The organism is Marinobacter alexandrii, assembly GCA_039984955.1.
Lineage (GTDB): Bacteria > Bacteroidota > Bacteroidia > Cytophagales > Cyclobacteriaceae > Ekhidna.
On sequence record JBDWTN010000007.1, the window covers coordinates 91,142 to 107,078 of the forward strand.

A 15,937-nucleotide genomic window follows, 5' to 3' on the forward strand; every position below is an offset into this window, starting at 1 on the left:
TTTACTTCTTTAAAATCTTAACATCCTGACCATCTTTCACACTTCGTGCGCCTTCTAGAATAATATTCTCGCCATTTGAAATACCATCCAAAACTTCCACCAATCCATCTTGAGTTTGTCCTGTTTTAATAATTTTACGCTTTGCAACAGCCGTTTTATCACCTTTTATATCTAAAACAACGTAGGCATACTGTTCTCCTTCTGCATTCTCAGAGACAACACTTTGAGGAATCAAAATGGCATTTTCTTGATAATAATCATTGATCTTAACTTTCGCTGTTAAGTTTGGCTTAATGCTACCATCTCTATTCGACACAGGTACTTTCACACTAAAAGAGCGATTGTTCGGGTTGATGTAGTTGCCCGTTTCTTTCACTTTTGAGCTTACTGTGGTATTGAGGATTGGAAAGAAAACTTTAGCCTCTTTTCCAGGTACTATACTAGCAATATATGCTTCAGGTACCAAAACTTCAATATACATATTGGAGAGGTTTACAATCCTAAAAATCTCTGATCCTGGTCCGGGAGAAACTACCGTTCCTTGGTCTTTGATAATATCATCGACAATGCCATTGAATGGCGCACGAATTTTAAACTTATCTAACTGGCTCTCCATTTGATCTACTGCACTTTTCTGCGCTTCATAGTTCGCCTTTGATTGTAGGTATTGAATCTCTGATCCAATTTTTTGATTCCATAGACGCTCTTGCCTTTCAAATGTCGTTTTAGCCAATGTAAGTTGCGTTTTCATTTGAATGAGCTGACTTCCCATTCCACCGTTATCAATCGTTCCTAGCAATTGTCCCTTTTTCACCCTATTTCCTTCATTCACATGAACATTAACCAATGTTCCTGCTACTTCAGGATAAACAAGTACGTTTTGCTTGGTAGTGACATCTCCTTGAAGTTCAACGTAGTGGTTAAACTCTTCCATCTTAGCCTGAAAAACAGTAACTAAAGGAAGGTTTGAATTTTCTGTATTAACCGCAATCGCTTTGTCCAATTGAGCTATGTCTTTTTCCAACGATTTGTATTGTTCTACCAACTCACCCTTCTTTGCCCGAATTGTTTCCATGTTTCCTTCAGCAAGGATATCGTCTACAGAAGTTTCTTTGTCACCACACCCAGCAACTATTGAAAGTGTAATGAATAAGGTTAGTATGTGATTTATCTTACGCATGATCTTAGTTATTATAAAGAGTTCCAAGTGCTTTTTTAAGTTCTATTTGAGTGGTTACTGCTTGATAAAGCGAGTTGAGATAATTCGTCTGAGCTTCTTTTAAAGAAGTATCAGCATTTATCACCTCTAAGTTTGAACCTACTCCTTCTTGATATTTAATTTTTGATATATCGTACACATCCTGAGCAAGAACCAAATTCTGTTCTTGTACTTCTAATGTTTCAAGCTGCGCGGAAAGATTGATTTGAGATTGCTCTATTTCGAGATCAATGCTCTTTGTCAAAAATCTTTTTTGACTTTCAATCTGCTTAATCTGTAAACGATTTTGCTGAATCCTGTTACTTTTCAAAAACCCATCAAAAACTGGAATAGTGGCAGTTAAGCCTATCGTTCCAAAGTCCAACCACCTTTCTGAATTGAATAATCTACTCCTATCGGAAGTTGCCGTATTCCAACCATAGTTAAAAGAGGCATATAGTCTAGGAAGGTATTGAGCCCTATTGTTCTTTAAATCCAGATAAGCTAGACTCTCATTTGTTTGCAATTGAGAAAATTCTATTCGCTGATTATAGTCAAAATCAGCTTGAACAAGTACTTGTTCATCAATTTGAACGTTCTCTAATTGTTCTGAAATTTCAATAGGTTGATTTAAATCCATACCCATTTGAAATTTTAAAAGCTTTCTGCTTAGATCTTTCAACTGTTTAGATCTACTCATTTCAACTTTAAGATTGTTGTAATTAACCCTTATTCTATCCACGTCAACTTTTTCCGCAAATCCTGCTTCATACATTTGAGACGTCTCATTTAAGAGTGTGTCTAATCTTGACAAATTAGATTCCAATAACTTAAGTTGCTCTTCAGCAATAAGCGCATTGTAATATGCTTTACTTACTGCTTCAACGATATCTAATTGAGTTTTTTGATGCTCTTTCGTTGACAACTCTCTATAGGTTTTAGCAGCTTGTAATCCAACAAAATAGGATCCATTAAAAAGAAGCTGTTTAACACTTAAAGCCACATTCCCGTCATAAGCCTGACCAAAAGCAACTTCTTGTTCAGTTCCTGGAGGAGCATCAGAAAAATTGCTTACATCAATAAGACTCTTTTGAATTTCATAATTGTAGTTGAGTCCGCCGTTAACGTTTGCTTGGGGTAAACCCTCAGAAATCGTTTTCCTAACTTCAGCTTCTGCAATTTCTTTATCGAGACGCTTTATCTCTAGCTGCTCGTTATTTTCCAATGCATAGCTGATGCAATCATCCAGCGAAAGGCTTAGCCTTTCCTGGGCAAGCACTCCTATTGAAGTACTGATAGTTAATAGTAGTATAAGTGATCCTCTCATGGTTAGAGTGTGTGATTTGAAGATTCTGTTTTCATGTATTCATCATACTTTATTTTTCCTTTTTCAGTCAGGAGACCATGTATGAAATGGTCAAGGATCTGAAGTTGCACCGCGGCAAATTCAAATTCTTCTCTTGAAAATACTTTAGGGTTAAATACCATCTGAACACCTTCTACTCTAAAGATTGATAAAACTTTGGCATCAATCTCATTTCGAAAATATCCCTCTCTCTGTCCTCTTTCTATATTTCGCTGTATATGCCCCCTAATTGTAGAGTGCTTAAACTGTAAGTAGTTATCCCATGCCTTTCCATGATACTTTTGCATATCATAAAGCAATGACGGGTTCATCCGAAATACATGCTTTCTTAAACATTGTGAAACCAATAATATCTCATTGATAGCATCATTTGCAACGTCTTCAATTTGCGTAAACTCTTCAGTCTCTTGCTCAAAATGTTTCATAGCCACTTCAGAGACAAGCCCGTCTTTGTTATCAAAATATTGGTAAAGTGTTTTTTTGGACATTGAAGCTGATCTCGCCACATCATCCATTGTAACACTCCTTATTCCATATTGAATAAACAGCTCCTGAGCACTATGCAATATCTTTTCCTTCGCTTCCAATTTTATTCTTTAACATTCCGTTCACAAAGATAACACTTTGGAAACTTTAAGCATGCCAAAAGTTTCCGCCGTGCAAATCAACGGAAATTGAATCAATTTTGTTTAGCTTATTTAGAAAAAATTTCAAGAAAACAGTTCTACTACTGACTCTTAGATAGAATGACGCAAATAGGCGCATAATACGGACAGGCTATTTCAGAAAATTATGAAAAAGGTTTTGACTTAAAAAAGTCACTCATTGATTACAAAAAAAATTACATGTATCGATTTATCATTCTAATTCTAATCTTATTCCTTTCTCCAGGTTTCCTGATTGCACAACCAACTAAGGAACAAATCAAACAAGTTGAAGAAGCTAAAAAAGAAGTGAAGCGAATGAAAGGAAAACCCTTTCCCTCATTTAAACTAACTGCAATCGATGGTACAGTTTTTACAATGGAAGAACTCAAGGGTAAGATCTTACTTATCAATTTCTGGTTTTCCAGATGCAAGCCATGTATTATGGAAATGCCCGAAATGAATGATTTGGTAGCTAAGTATAAAACCGAAGATATTGTCTTTCTAGCACCTACTTTTGATGGTACCGATCTTGTAAAGACATTTTTAGACCGACGTGATTTCGACTATCAAATCATTGCGGACGTCCAAGATTTCTGCTTAGAATTAAACGTACGGTCTTATCCCACACACTTTGTAGTTAACCAACAGGGTATCATAGAGAAAGTTATCATAGGCTACTCTCCATTGACCGTTGGAGGCTTACGGAAATCAGTTAGGAAATTGTTGAAATCGAAGTAAGTCAAAGCTTACAAAAAGGTTAATTTTGCGGACTTCAAAACGAGGTTCCTTTAAATGATTCAATTCTTTCAAAACTCTGAAGACGCTATTATCGCTGTAGGCGTCTCTATCCAACTCTCATCAGATCAAATCACCAAGCTTGAATGGCTATTTTCAGGAGCGAAACCTGTAAGTGCAGAAAGTATCAATGAGAAATTTATTGGTCCAAGAAAAGAGATGATATCTCCATGGAGTACCAATGCAACTGACATTGCTCACAATGCAGGAATTAGCACCATTTCTAGGATTGAAACCTATGTAACAGAAGCTTCAGCTGGTGCATTCGACCCCATGTTGCAACAAGTATATGAAGGTTTGGATCAGTCTATATTTACACTTGACCGAGAAGCAGAACCTATCGAATATATCAATGATATTGACTCCTACAATGAAAAAGAAGGACTTGCCCTCAGTCAAGATGAAATTAATTATTTAGAGGAGGTATCAAAAGAGATTGAAAGGCCTCTTACAGACTCTGAAGTTTTTGGATTCTCGCAAATCAATTCTGAGCATTGTAGACATAAGATTTTCAATGGCACCTTTATCATCGACGGAGAAGAACAGAAATTATCTCTATTTCAATGGATTAAGAAAACTTCCAAGGAAAATCCCAATTATCTAGTATCAGCATACAAAGACAATGTAGCATTCATTCAAGGGCCTAAGGCTGAACAATTTGCTCCTCATTCTCAAGACAAACCTGACTGGTTTGATACCAATGAATTTGAATCTGTAATCTCGTTAAAAGCAGAGACACACAACTTCCCTACGACAGTAGAGCCTTTCAATGGAGCAGCGACTGGATCAGGGGGTGAAATTAGAGATAGAATGGCTGGTGGTCAAGGTAGTATTCCTCTTGCAGGAACGGCTGTTTACATGACTTCTTATTCCAGATTACAAGAAAATAAACAGTGGGAAAAACCAGCTAGAAAATGGCTTTATCAAACTCCACGAGAGATTCTAACCAAAGCGTCCAATGGAGCAAGCGACTATGGAAATAAGTTTGGTCAACCACTCATTTGTGGAAGTGTTTTAACTTTTGAGCACGAAGAAGGAGGTAAAAAATATGGTTATGATAAGGTAATCATGCAAGCTGGCGGAATAGGTTATGCGAAGAAAAAAGATGCTCAGAAAAAGGAAGTAAATGCTGGCGAAAAAATAGTGGTAATGGGTGGCGATAATTACCGCATTGGCATGGGAGGTAGTGCTGTTTCTTCTGTGGATACTGGAGCTTTCAATCAGTCACTTGAATTGAATGCTGTTCAGCGATCTAACCCTGAAATGCAAAAGCGTGTTGCAAATGCCGTCAGAGCGATGGTAGAATTGGAGAATAATACAATCACATCTATCCATGATCATGGAGCTGGAGGTCATCTAAATTGTTTATCTGAACTTGTAGAAGAAACGGGAGGCGTTATTGATTTAGACAAGCTACCTGTAGGCGATGAAACTCTTTCAGCTAAAGAAGTTCTCGGGAATGAATCTCAAGAGCGAATGGGCTTGGTCATAAAGGAACAAGACGCAGCTTATTTGAAACGTGTATCAGAGCGTGAAAGAGCACCATACTATGAAGTTGGAGAAGCTGGTTCCAACAACGAATTGATTTTCAAAAATAAGGGAGAAGCTTCCCCATTTGATTTAAAACTCCACCACCTTTTTGGATCTTCTCCTAAAACTATCTTAGAAGACAAAACTCAAGCTTCCAGTTTTGAGGAGATCAATTACTCTGAAAGTAAAATTGAAGAATACCTAGAAGCTGTTCTTCAATTAGAGGCTGTGGCTTGCAAAGATTGGTTAACAAATAAAGTAGATCGCTGTGTAACAGGTAGAGTAGCTACACAACAGACTTGCGGTGAATTACAACTACCCTTGAATAATGTGGCGGTGATGGCTATGGACTTTAAGTCTAATAAAGGAATAGCTACTTCAATAGGACATTCGCCAGTTCCAGGTTTAATTAATCCGGCAGCTGGCTCCAGACTCTCCATTACCGAATCGTTATCCAATCTTATATGGACTCCACTCACCCATGGGTTGAAAGGCGTATCACTAAGTGCGAATTGGATGTGGCCAGCAAAAAACGAAGGAGAAAATGCACGTTTGTATGAAGGCGTAAAAGCCATTAGTGATTTTGCTTGTGAGTTAGGTATCAATGTACCAACAGGAAAAGACTCTATGTCGATGACTCAAAAGTATCCTGATGGGGAAAAAGTATTTGCACCTGGCACAGTCATCATTAGTTCCGTTGCGGAGGTTTCAGATATCAATCAGACAGTAAGTCCAGTTATTGATTATAAAGAAACGGGATCTTCACTCATTTATATTGATTTCTCTGGAGGTGATTTTGCATTAGGTGGATCTTCATTCTCGCAGACTCAATCCAAGATTGGCACAAAAACACCTGAAGCTCATTCAAAAGTGGTCGCTACTGCGTTTGAGGCTGTACAAGAATTGGTGAAAGAAGGATTGATATTGGCAGGACATGATGTATCTGCTGGAGGTTTAATCACGGCGATGCTTGAAATGAATTTTGCAAACACGAAAGGTGGTTTAAATATCGACCTGAGCGGATTAAACGAAACAGATACGATCAAAGTCCTTTTCTCGGAAAGGCCAGCATTGCTTATTCAAGTGTCTAGTGAAAAAGCTATTGATCTCCTTAACGAAAGTGGAGTCGGTTTTAAAGAAATTGGAACGATAACGGATAGTAGAAATGTAGAGGTGAAGAATGAAAGTTTCGCACATTCATTTGATATCGAAGAAGCTCGCAAAGCTTGGTTCAAGACTTCCGCTTTGTTGGACCTGAAGCAAACAGAAACATCCGTATCAAAAGCTCGAACCGAGAATAGATTTAGTCAACCTCTCTCCTATTCACTTCCAAAACGATTTGATGGAAAAGCTTCTTCTTACAATCTTGATTTCAATCGAAAGAAGAAATCAGGTGTTAAGGCAGCTATTATCCGTGAACAAGGAGTAAACAGTGATCGCGAGATGGCTTATGCGCTTTGGTTGGCTGGTTTTGACGTCAAAGATGTACACATGACAGACCTCATTACAGGACGTGAGGACCTTAGTGAGATCAACATGATCGTATTTGTAGGAGGATTCTCAAACTCAGATGTATTGGGATCCGCAAAAGGATGGGCTGGATCTTTTCTATTCAATGAGAAGGCAAAATCAGCCTTAGATGCTTTTTATGCTAGAAAAGACACATTAAGTCTGGGAGTATGCAACGGGTGTCAATTGATGATGGAACTAGGATTGATCTACCCCGAAATGGGTGAGAATCACCCGAAAATGGAACATAACATTTCCGGTAAGTTTGAATGCGGATTTATTGGTGTAGACATTGAAGACAACAATTCCATTATGTTACAATCGATGATTGGCAGCAAATTAGGAATCTGGCTTGCGCACGGTGAAGGTCAATTTCAACTTAGTTCTAACCAATCATCATATAAAATCCCGGTGAAATATTCCTATTCCGAGGTTCCAGGCAATCCAAACGGCAGTTCCTTCAATGCTGCGGCCCTTTGTTCCGAAGATGGTCGTCACTTAGCAATCATGCCACATTTAGAGAGATCGCTTTTTCCATGGAATTGGTCGTACAAGCAAGGAATCGAAGGTGCAGATGTTTCTCCATGGATGGAGCCTTTTACAAATGCATTTAATTGGGTAAAAGATCGATTATAACATTTTTATTTTTGTGAGAATCCACTAATTTTGCAATCCGTTAAAACGGAAGTGGGTTATCACACTTTATAAAAGATTTCGGTATTGGTCTATGGTGTAACTGGCAACACGTCTGTTTTTGGTACAGAAGAGTCTAGGTTCGAGCCCTAGTAGACCAACTTAAAGTTTGCAAACGGTAATAAGGCGAGAAGCCTGTCCCGAATGAGCATAGCGAATTTCGGGAAGCCCTAGTAGACCAACTTTATAATCCCGCTAATACTGGCGGGATTTATTTTAATAAGGATGTCATCAGTAAAGATATTTTCCGGATCAGCGACTACCGACTTAGCAAATGCAATTGCTGATAATTACGGGAAACCGCTAGGAAAAAGTGAAAAGCAAACTTTTAGTGATGGCGAAATGGGTGTTTATTTCACCGAATCAGTCCGAGGATCTGATGTTTTCCTTATCCAATCAACCGTTCCACCTGCTGATAATATCTGGGAGCTTCTATTGATGATTGATGCTGCTCGAAGAGCAAGTGCAAAATACGTAACTGTTGTCGTTCCTTATTTTGGGTATGCACGTCAGGATAGAAAAGATAAACCGAGAGTTTCCATTGCAGCAAAACTTGCAGCAAATGTATTGACCTCAGCAGGCGCTGACCGTATCATGACTTGCGATTTACATGCCGGTCAAATTCAAGGCTTTTTTGACATTCCTGTTGATCACTTGAATGGTTCCGCGATTTTTGTGCCTTATCTAAAAAATTTAAAGTTGGATAACATGATCATTGCTTCTCCGGATGTTGGTGGTACGGCTAGAGCACGTAATTATGCCAAGCTCTTTGAAGTGGACATGGTTATTTGCGATAAACATAGGAAGAGAGCTAATGAGGTTGCATCCATGCAAGTTATTGGAGATGTAGAAGGAAAAGATGTTGTTCTTGTGGATGACATGGTCGACACTGCAGGTACAATCAGTAAAGCTGGAACACTTCTAAAAGAAAAAGGAGCTAATTCTGTGAGAGCAGTTGCAACGCATGGTGTCTTATCAGGCAATGCATACAAAAACATCGAAGAATCCGCATTGGAAGAATTGATCATTACTGATACAATTCCACAAAAGGAAAGTTCTTCTAAAATCAAAGTATTGACAGTGGCTGATCTTTTTGCGAAAGCAATTAGAAAAATTCACGATCATGAGTCAATCAGTTCATTATTCATTAAGTAATTCATTTAACTTTTATAAATATTTCAAATTATGAAAACTGTTGAGATTATAGGGTATAAAAGAGCAAATCTCGGCAAGACTGAAGCGAAGCGTTTGAGAGAAGAAGGAATGGTTCCTTGCGTCGTATACGGCGGTGAGAGACAAATCCACTTCTACGCTCCGATGATCTTGTTTAGAGACCTTGTATACACTGACGAAGCGCACTTCGCTATGCTAACCATTGAAGGGGAACCTGAGCCATTCGAGGCGATCATTCAAGACGTTCAGTTCCATCCGGTAAGTGAAATCATCATGCATGCTGATTTCCTTCAATTATTCAGAGGAACACCTATTAAAATGGACATTCCTGTTCATCCAGAAGGAATCGCTCCAGGAATTTCTCAAGGAGGTAAGCTGATTAGAAAGATCAAGTATCTTCAAATCAAAGCTCTTCCTAAGAACATGCCAGAATTTATTTCAGTGGATGTATCCGAATTAGGATTAGGTAAGTCTATCAAAGTAGGAGAGCTAACAACTGGGGAATATGAAATTCTAAATAGTCCACTTGTAACGCTAGCAGGTATCGAAGTACCTAGAGCACTTAAAGGAAAAGATGTGGAGGATGAAGAAGAAGGTGAAGGTGAAGAAGGAGCTGAGGGAGCAGAAGCACCAGCAGCAGAGGGAGCTTCAGAATCTTAAAAATTTCAAAACTTTGATTTTAATCCCGACCTTCGTGTCGGGATTTTTTTTGCTCAAAAAATGAAATACTTAATCGTTGGACTTGGAAACATCGGCGCTGAATATGAACTCACGCGTCACAATATTGGCTTTCTCGTATTAGATCGGATGGCTGACAATGAAGGTGTGAAATTTGAAATGAATAAGCTTGCCTATACATCTGAAATTAAATACAAGGGAAGAACATTGCACCTTATAAAACCAACCACATATATGAATCTAAGTGGTAAGGCGGTCAATCATTACCTTCAAGAGCATAAAATTCCTTTGGAAAACCTTTTAGTGATAACAGATGATCTTGCACTGCCTTATGGCAAAATTCGCTTGAAGCCAAAAGGATCAGCCGGAGGGCACAATGGACTTAAGAATATAGAGCAACTCAACGGTGGTCAAAAATATCCGAGACTTAGATTTGGTGTTGGTGATGAGTTTGCCAAAGGACGTCAAGTAGATTATGTGCTTAGCCCCTTCTCTCAAAAAGAGATGGATGAATTGGTACTCAACATAGACAGGACTATAGAGGCCGTGTATTCATTCTGTACCATTGGAATGGAGCGTACCATGAATCAATTCAACTAAGTGTAACCATAGAGTAGTTTGTTAGTATCTTCAGGAGATGCAACTATTCGTTGCTGTATTAACTCCTTGTAAGTAAACCCAACTACTATCATGAAATACTACCTACGCATCACCCTAAGGAATTTCCTGAGACACAGAGTATCATCATTTGTAAACCTGATTGGACTCACTACTGGTTTGACTTGCGCCTTTTTTATTTACCTCTGGGTACAGGATGAAGTAAGTGTCAATAAATTCCATGAGAAAGATGATCGGTTATATCGAGTAATGGAATTTCAAGCATATTCCAATGAGACATTCGCAACGAACTCGACACCAGGTATTCTTGCTGAGAATCTCAAAATCGATTTCCCCGATATCAAATATGCCGCTACCACTACCTGGATAAATAAGTCGCTTCTATCCTACAACGACGATAAGTATTTCAAAGAAGATGGTTACCACGTTGGTGAAGACTATTTCAATATCTTTTCATACCCACTATTGGCTGGTAATCCAGATGATGTACTAAAAGATAAAAATTCAATCTGTATATCACGAGACTTAGCCATGAAGTTTTTTGGTGAGATAGATGAAGCCATTGGAAAAACACTTCGATACGAAGATGACCGTGACTTTATCGTTTCAGGTGTATTTGAGAATATTTCCAAAAAATCATCTTACATTTTTGATTTTGTCGTCCCTTTTGAGGATTACAAAGATGATAATGATTGGGTTACACATTGGGGAAATAATGGACCTCATACATTCATCATTTTAGAAGATGGAGTAGAAGCTGAGGCTGTCACTGAAAAGATAGCAGGCTATATAAAACTGAAGGACGAGGAGACTCAAAACGTAGAATTATTCCTGAAGAAATATTCAGAGCAGTATCTATATGGAAAATATACCAATGGAGTTCCCGATGGTGGTCGCATAGAATATGTTCGCCTATTTTCCATCATCGCGGTTTTCATTTTGATTATTGCATGTATCAATTTCATGAACCTTTCCACCGCTAGAGCTACTAAGAGAGCTCATGAGGTTGGTGTTCGGAAAGCAATAGGTGCAGACAGGAAAACGTTGATTACACAATTTATTGGTGAGTCCATTTTGATAACTCTGTTTTCAATGACGCTAGCCTATATGTTGGTCTTGGTATTGCTACCACAGTTTAATTTTATCACAGACAAGCAAATTTCATTGGAACTAACACCTCAGCTTGTTACTTTTTCAATCGTCACCGTATTTGTTACAGGGATCATGGCGGGTAGCTACCCAGCTTTATACCTCACACATTTTAATCCTGTTAAAGTTTTAAAGGGAGATATAAAAAGCTCTGCTGGCGAAATCTGGGCACGTAAAGGCCTAGTTATCTTCCAATTCACCATCACAATAGTTTTGATTGTAGGAGTTATTGTTATTTATAAGCAAACGGAATACGCATTCACCAAGAATTTGGGATATGATAAAGACAATGTAGTCTTCTTCAGTCAAGATGGTGGCATAGCTGATAAAAGAGAGACCTTTTTTACAGAATTAAGAAAGATTCCTGGTGTTTCACATGCAGCTGGTGTAAGTCATAATATGCTTGGTCAAATGAGCAATACTCATGGCTTGGAATGGACAGGAAAGTCTCCGGAAGAGCGAATCTTATTTGAAAACATACGGGTAGACGAAGAGTTTCAGCAAACTATGGGAATGGAGTTGGTAACTGGAAGGTGGTTTGATTCAAAATTTGGTGCTGATACCACTAAAATTATATTAAACGAAGCGGCTGTCGGCGTAATGGGGTTTACACCTGAAGAAGCCATTGGAGAAAACATACTTCTTTGGGACGAGTATGATTTGGAGATCATTGGTGTACTAAAAGATTTTCACTTTCAATCCATTCATCAAGAAGTTAATCCAGCATTCTTCAGACTAGAAAGTACCTGGAATGTTGCTGTAAGACTCGAAGCAGGTAGGGAAATGACAGCCATGGCTGATATACAATCGCTGTATGAATCATTTAGTCCTGGCTTCATCTTTGAATATGAATTTCTGGATAAAAGTTACCAAGAGCTTTACAGTTCGGAGAGACGAATTGGCACACTCTCCTCCTACTTTGCTGGGTTTGCTATTCTGATTTCATGCTTGGGTTTGTTTGGACTAGCTACTTTCACGGCTGAAAGAAGACTTAAAGAAATAGGCATCAGAAAAGTCCTTGGTGCATCTGTAGGAAACATTGTGATGATGCTATCAAAAGACTTCACACGATTGGTAGGAGTTTCCATAATCATAGCAGTACCTATCTCTTATTATTTCATGGACAAATGGCTCGAAAACTTCGCCTATAAAATTGATCTCAGTATCTGGATTTTTCTTGGGACAGCCATTGTTTCTTTGATGATTGCCTGGCTAACAGTAAGCTCTCAAGCACTAAGAGCAGCTAACGTCAATCCATCTAAGTGCTTAAAAGATGAATAGCATCCTGAAAGATGATGCTTCCTTCAGGTAGTTACAAATCCATTCATTTAACTGAAATAGTGAAGAGTATAAATCAGTTTAATTAAGGATAGTCTAAATTTATCTTTAAATAATTAAATTCTGAGCAAAGTAACTAACCGAGATCCAAGGTTAGTAAATGCAGGAATTTGATGAATGTACGGTATTCTCAAAAGACTAACCCGCATGAAGATTGTCCTACTTTTCATTGCTTCATTCTTCAGTGTAATAGCTACTAGTCAAACCCATTCAGATTCACTCCTCTTCCAAAAGAATCGCTCAAGGAAAGATACTAGTCAAGTTCTCAGCCTGATTGCTCTTTATGAAAAGTTGAAATATGATGAACCGGAAGAAGCAGCTAACCATGCATGGGAGGCGCTCAAATTAGCTTCCAATTTGAATTTCAAGAGAGGTGTTGTTGAAAGTCAGTTAGTCATTGGTTCGTTTCTTGACACAAGAAGCAATTATGACAGTGCTTTGCATGTTTTCGAACAAGCATTGACACTTTCAGAACGTATGAAGTACAGGAAAGGCATCATGGAGGCATTGCTGGGTATAGGTAAGACACTTAGAAATGTCAGCAAATGGGATGAGGCCATCCCTCCCCTACTGAGATGTATAGAAATGGCGGACTTAAATATGGGAGACTCAATTATTGTTGCTACCAGTTACAATCACCTGGGTAACATTTATTCCGATCAAAACCAATTTGAAAAGGCTCTAGACTATTACCACAAGTGTCTGGCACTTCTACCTGACACTGACCGTGCTAAAGCGGTGGTCACTCTGAATATCGGACTAATTCATTTTCGTTTTGGTGACCTGAACAAAGCTCTTGAGTATTATCTCGAGTGTCTCAAAGTAGCAGAATCACTCAAGGAAAAATTGATCATTGCCCATTGTTATCAAAAGCTCGGAATGGTCAAAAGGAGCTTGGATGAATACGATGAAGCGAAAAGGTATTACAATCTCGCCATCCAACAGTTCGAACTTATCAATGACCGAAGCATGGTCGCCTATCTCCATTCGAACATTGCCAATGTTTACTCCGATCAAGAGGATTATGGTCAAGCCATTGAACAACTACTTCCAAGCCTACAGATACAAAAAGAGATCAGCGATCTGGTAGGTCAGTGCTATACACTGGTGAACATCGGTACAAACTATATGAAAATTAAGGAGTACCAAAAAGCTGAACAATACCTACTATTAGCTCAACAACTTTCATCTGAAGTTGGGGTGGAGTTAATCAGTAAGGATGCTGCTATGCGATTGAGTGAGCTTTTTGCAGAGCAAAGGAACTTTGAAAAAGCCTTCGAGTATCATGTTGCATTCAAAATACTAGAAGACAGCATTTTCAACGAAACCAGGTCTAATCAAATCGCTGAAATGGAGGCCAAATATGAAACAGTTCAAAAGGAAAAAGAGATTGACTTGTTAAATGCAGAGAATCAAATTGCTCAATTAAAAATTGAAAAACAGAGCAGCTTGAGAAATTATCTAATTGGCATTGCATGCTTCATGATTCTCCTCACTTTACTCATTATAAACAGGTATCGTCTTCAAGCCAAATCAAATAGGGAACTAAAGGAACTAGATAAGCTCAAAACCAATTTATTCACGAACATTTCGCATGAACTCAGAACTCCTCTTACACTCATCATCAGTCCAGTAAATCAACTGCTCAAGGAAGCAAGATCAGCAGAAAGTCAGCAAGAATTACATCTAATCAAGAATAATGCGAAGAGGTTGTTAGAATTAATCAACCAGATTTTGGATCTGTCTAAACTTGATGCGGGGAAGCTTTCTTTAACGGTGAGCCATGGAGATATCAATCAATCAGTAAGAAACACAGCATCTTCTTTTGAATCATTGGCGAACCAAAAAGGAATTGATTTCAAAATCAAAACAAGTTCTGAGTCCATTAGAATGTATTTTGATCATGATAAACTACAAAAAATTATTACTAATCTTCTCTCAAACGCTTTTAAATTCACTCCAGAAGGAGGAGCTATACAAATCACTAGCTCCGTTAAATCAAATAGCTTTGAACTCATCATCGAGGATACAGGGCCTGGAATTCCAAAAGAGCAACAACATCGATTATTTGATCGCTTTTACCAATTAGAACAAGATGACCTAAATCATCTTGGAACAGGTGTTGGGTTAGCCCTGACGGAAGAATTGGTTGAGTTACATCATGGAAAAATTATATTCAACCGTACCATTGATGAAAAAAGTGAATTCACTGTCTCTCTACCTATTCAGGATAAATTTTATGCGAAAGACAAAATTCTGAACCCAGAAGTAGTTACCAATGATTCAGATACACTGCATATACCTACCGAGAACTTCAACGAACTGAACCAACCAAAAGAAGACCTACCAATCGCACTCGTCGTAGAAGACAATGATGATCTTAGGACTCATATACGATCGCTTTTGCAAAAAGAGTATGAAGTCCACATTTCTAAAGATGGAGAAGAGGGGATCAAAAAGGCTTTTGAGGTTATTCCTGACATCATCGTTTCTGACTTAATGATGCCCAAGACAGATGGAATGGAATTGTGTGAAAAGATAAAAACGGATGAGCGATCTAATCATATCCCTATCATCTTATTGACAGCCAAGGCAGATAAGAAAAGTAAACTGGAAGGGCTAAATATTGGAGCAGACGATTACCTAACCAAGCCATTTGATGCTGAAGAACTAACCGTAAGGATGAATAACCTCATTGAACAACGACTGAAATTGAGGGAACGGTTTAGTTCAAAAATTACTGTACAACCCTCCCAAATCAGTATTGATCCTCCAGAAGAACTCTTCATTAAAAAAGCCATTGAAATAGTGGAAGAAAACATTTCCAATGTTGAGTTCAATGTAGAAGCCTTTCAACTTGAAATAGGTATGAGTCGGATGCAACTTCATCGAAAACTCAAAGCGACTACCAACTACTCTTCAAGCGAATTCATACGGACATTAAGGTTACAACGAGCTGCACAGCTCCTCTCTAATGAAGGAATCAATGTTGCACAAGCTGCCTATCAATCTGGATTTAATAGCCTCTCCTATTTCAATCAATGTTTTAAGGAAAAATTCGGAGTAAGCCCTTCAAAATACACCAATAAGTAGTCTTAAGCTAGATGTTACATATGCGCATGTTTTTGGGAAATCTCCGATCACTCTCATCAACATACTTACATACTTTCGACCCTCAGTTACACTAAACAATCACCTAATTCGGCTTATTAATAAAGCTCCATATGTTATCAACCTAAGCAG

Annotated in this window: 10 protein-coding genes and 1 tRNA gene; 8 read left to right on the forward strand and 3 right to left on the reverse strand. The window is 38.3% G+C overall.

Annotated features, from left to right (window positions below):
- Window position 1 precedes the first annotated feature (1 nt).
- Genes ABJQ32_06700 through ABJQ32_06710 form a run of 3 tightly spaced genes read right to left on the reverse strand, consistent with a single transcriptional unit; the run spans window position 2 to window position 3,151 of the window.
- Window positions 2-1,180 (reverse strand): efflux RND transporter periplasmic adaptor subunit, encoded by a 1,179-nt coding sequence (locus tag ABJQ32_06700; protein ID MEP5289323.1) that lies wholly within the window; start codon window positions 1,178-1,180, stop codon window positions 2-4.
- Between the two features lie 4 nt (window positions 1,181-1,184).
- Window positions 1,185-2,525, reverse strand: a complete 1,341-nt coding sequence (locus ABJQ32_06705; GenBank protein MEP5289324.1) for a TolC family protein — start codon at window positions 2,523-2,525, stop codon at window positions 1,185-1,187.
- Between the two features lie 2 nt (window positions 2,526-2,527).
- Window positions 2,528-3,151: a TetR/AcrR family transcriptional regulator gene (locus ABJQ32_06710; protein MEP5289325.1), complete on the reverse strand. Its 624-nt coding sequence runs from the start codon at window positions 3,149-3,151 to the stop codon at window positions 2,528-2,530.
- A 258-nt stretch (window positions 3,152-3,409) separates the two neighbouring features.
- Here ABJQ32_06710 and ABJQ32_06715 point away from each other — a divergent pair, with 258 nt between their 5' ends.
- From ABJQ32_06715 to ABJQ32_06750, 8 genes are all read left to right on the forward strand, one after another.
- Window positions 3,410-3,949 carry a TlpA disulfide reductase family protein gene (locus ABJQ32_06715; protein ID MEP5289326.1) on the forward strand — a complete coding sequence of 180 codons (540 nt, stop codon included), beginning with the start codon at window positions 3,410-3,412 and terminating at the stop codon, window positions 3,947-3,949.
- A 54-nt stretch (window positions 3,950-4,003) separates the two neighbouring features.
- The gene (gene purL, locus ABJQ32_06720; GenBank protein MEP5289327.1) at window positions 4,004-7,681 is read left to right on the forward strand and encodes a phosphoribosylformylglycinamidine synthase; all 3,678 of its coding nucleotides are present in this window, start codon (window positions 4,004-4,006) and stop codon (window positions 7,679-7,681) included.
- A gap of 85 nt (window positions 7,682-7,766) precedes the next feature.
- Window positions 7,767-7,839 (forward strand) — tRNA-Gln (locus tag ABJQ32_06725).
- 124 nt (window positions 7,840-7,963) lie between these two features.
- Window positions 7,964-8,893, forward strand: a complete 930-nt coding sequence (locus tag ABJQ32_06730; GenBank protein ID MEP5289328.1) for a ribose-phosphate pyrophosphokinase — start codon at window positions 7,964-7,966, stop codon at window positions 8,891-8,893.
- Between the two features lie 30 nt (window positions 8,894-8,923).
- On the forward strand, window positions 8,924-9,571 hold the full coding sequence (locus tag ABJQ32_06735) for a 50S ribosomal protein L25/general stress protein Ctc (GenBank protein ID MEP5289329.1): 648 nt from the start codon (window positions 8,924-8,926) through the stop codon (window positions 9,569-9,571).
- A 60-nt stretch (window positions 9,572-9,631) separates the two neighbouring features.
- Window positions 9,632-10,189 (forward strand): aminoacyl-tRNA hydrolase, encoded by a 558-nt coding sequence (gene pth / locus ABJQ32_06740; GenBank protein ID MEP5289330.1) that lies wholly within the window; start codon window positions 9,632-9,634, stop codon window positions 10,187-10,189.
- 90 nt (window positions 10,190-10,279) lie between these two features.
- Window positions 10,280-12,637 carry an ABC transporter permease gene (locus ABJQ32_06745; GenBank protein ID MEP5289331.1) on the forward strand — a complete coding sequence of 786 codons (2,358 nt, stop codon included), beginning with the start codon at window positions 10,280-10,282 and terminating at the stop codon, window positions 12,635-12,637.
- 204 nt (window positions 12,638-12,841) lie between these two features.
- Window positions 12,842-15,787 carry a tetratricopeptide repeat protein gene (locus tag ABJQ32_06750; protein ID MEP5289332.1) on the forward strand — a complete coding sequence of 982 codons (2,946 nt, stop codon included), beginning with the start codon at window positions 12,842-12,844 and terminating at the stop codon, window positions 15,785-15,787.
- The last annotated feature ends 150 nt before the right edge of the window (window positions 15,788-15,937 follow it).

Bases quoted from the DNA above. Each gene is read 5' to 3' on its own strand.
- ABJQ32_06700 (MEP5289323.1), bottom strand. From the start codon at position 1,180: ATGCGTAAGATAAATCACATACTAACCTTATTCATTACACTTTCAATA.
- ABJQ32_06705 (MEP5289324.1), bottom strand. From the start codon at position 2,525: ATGAGAGGATCACTTATACTACTATTAACTATCAGTACTTCAATAGGA.
- ABJQ32_06715 (MEP5289326.1), top strand. From the start codon at position 3,410: ATGTATCGATTTATCATTCTAATTCTAATCTTATTCCTTTCTCCAGGT.
- purL (MEP5289327.1), top strand. From the start codon at position 4,004: ATGATTCAATTCTTTCAAAACTCTGAAGACGCTATTATCGCTGTAGGC.
- ABJQ32_06730 (MEP5289328.1), top strand. From the start codon at position 7,964: ATGTCATCAGTAAAGATATTTTCCGGATCAGCGACTACCGACTTAGCA.
- ABJQ32_06735 (MEP5289329.1), top strand. From the start codon at position 8,924: ATGAAAACTGTTGAGATTATAGGGTATAAAAGAGCAAATCTCGGCAAG.
- pth (MEP5289330.1), top strand. From the start codon at position 9,632: ATGAAATACTTAATCGTTGGACTTGGAAACATCGGCGCTGAATATGAA.
- ABJQ32_06745 (MEP5289331.1), top strand. From the start codon at position 10,280: ATGAAATACTACCTACGCATCACCCTAAGGAATTTCCTGAGACACAGA.
- ABJQ32_06750 (MEP5289332.1), top strand. From the start codon at position 12,842: ATGAAGATTGTCCTACTTTTCATTGCTTCATTCTTCAGTGTAATAGCT.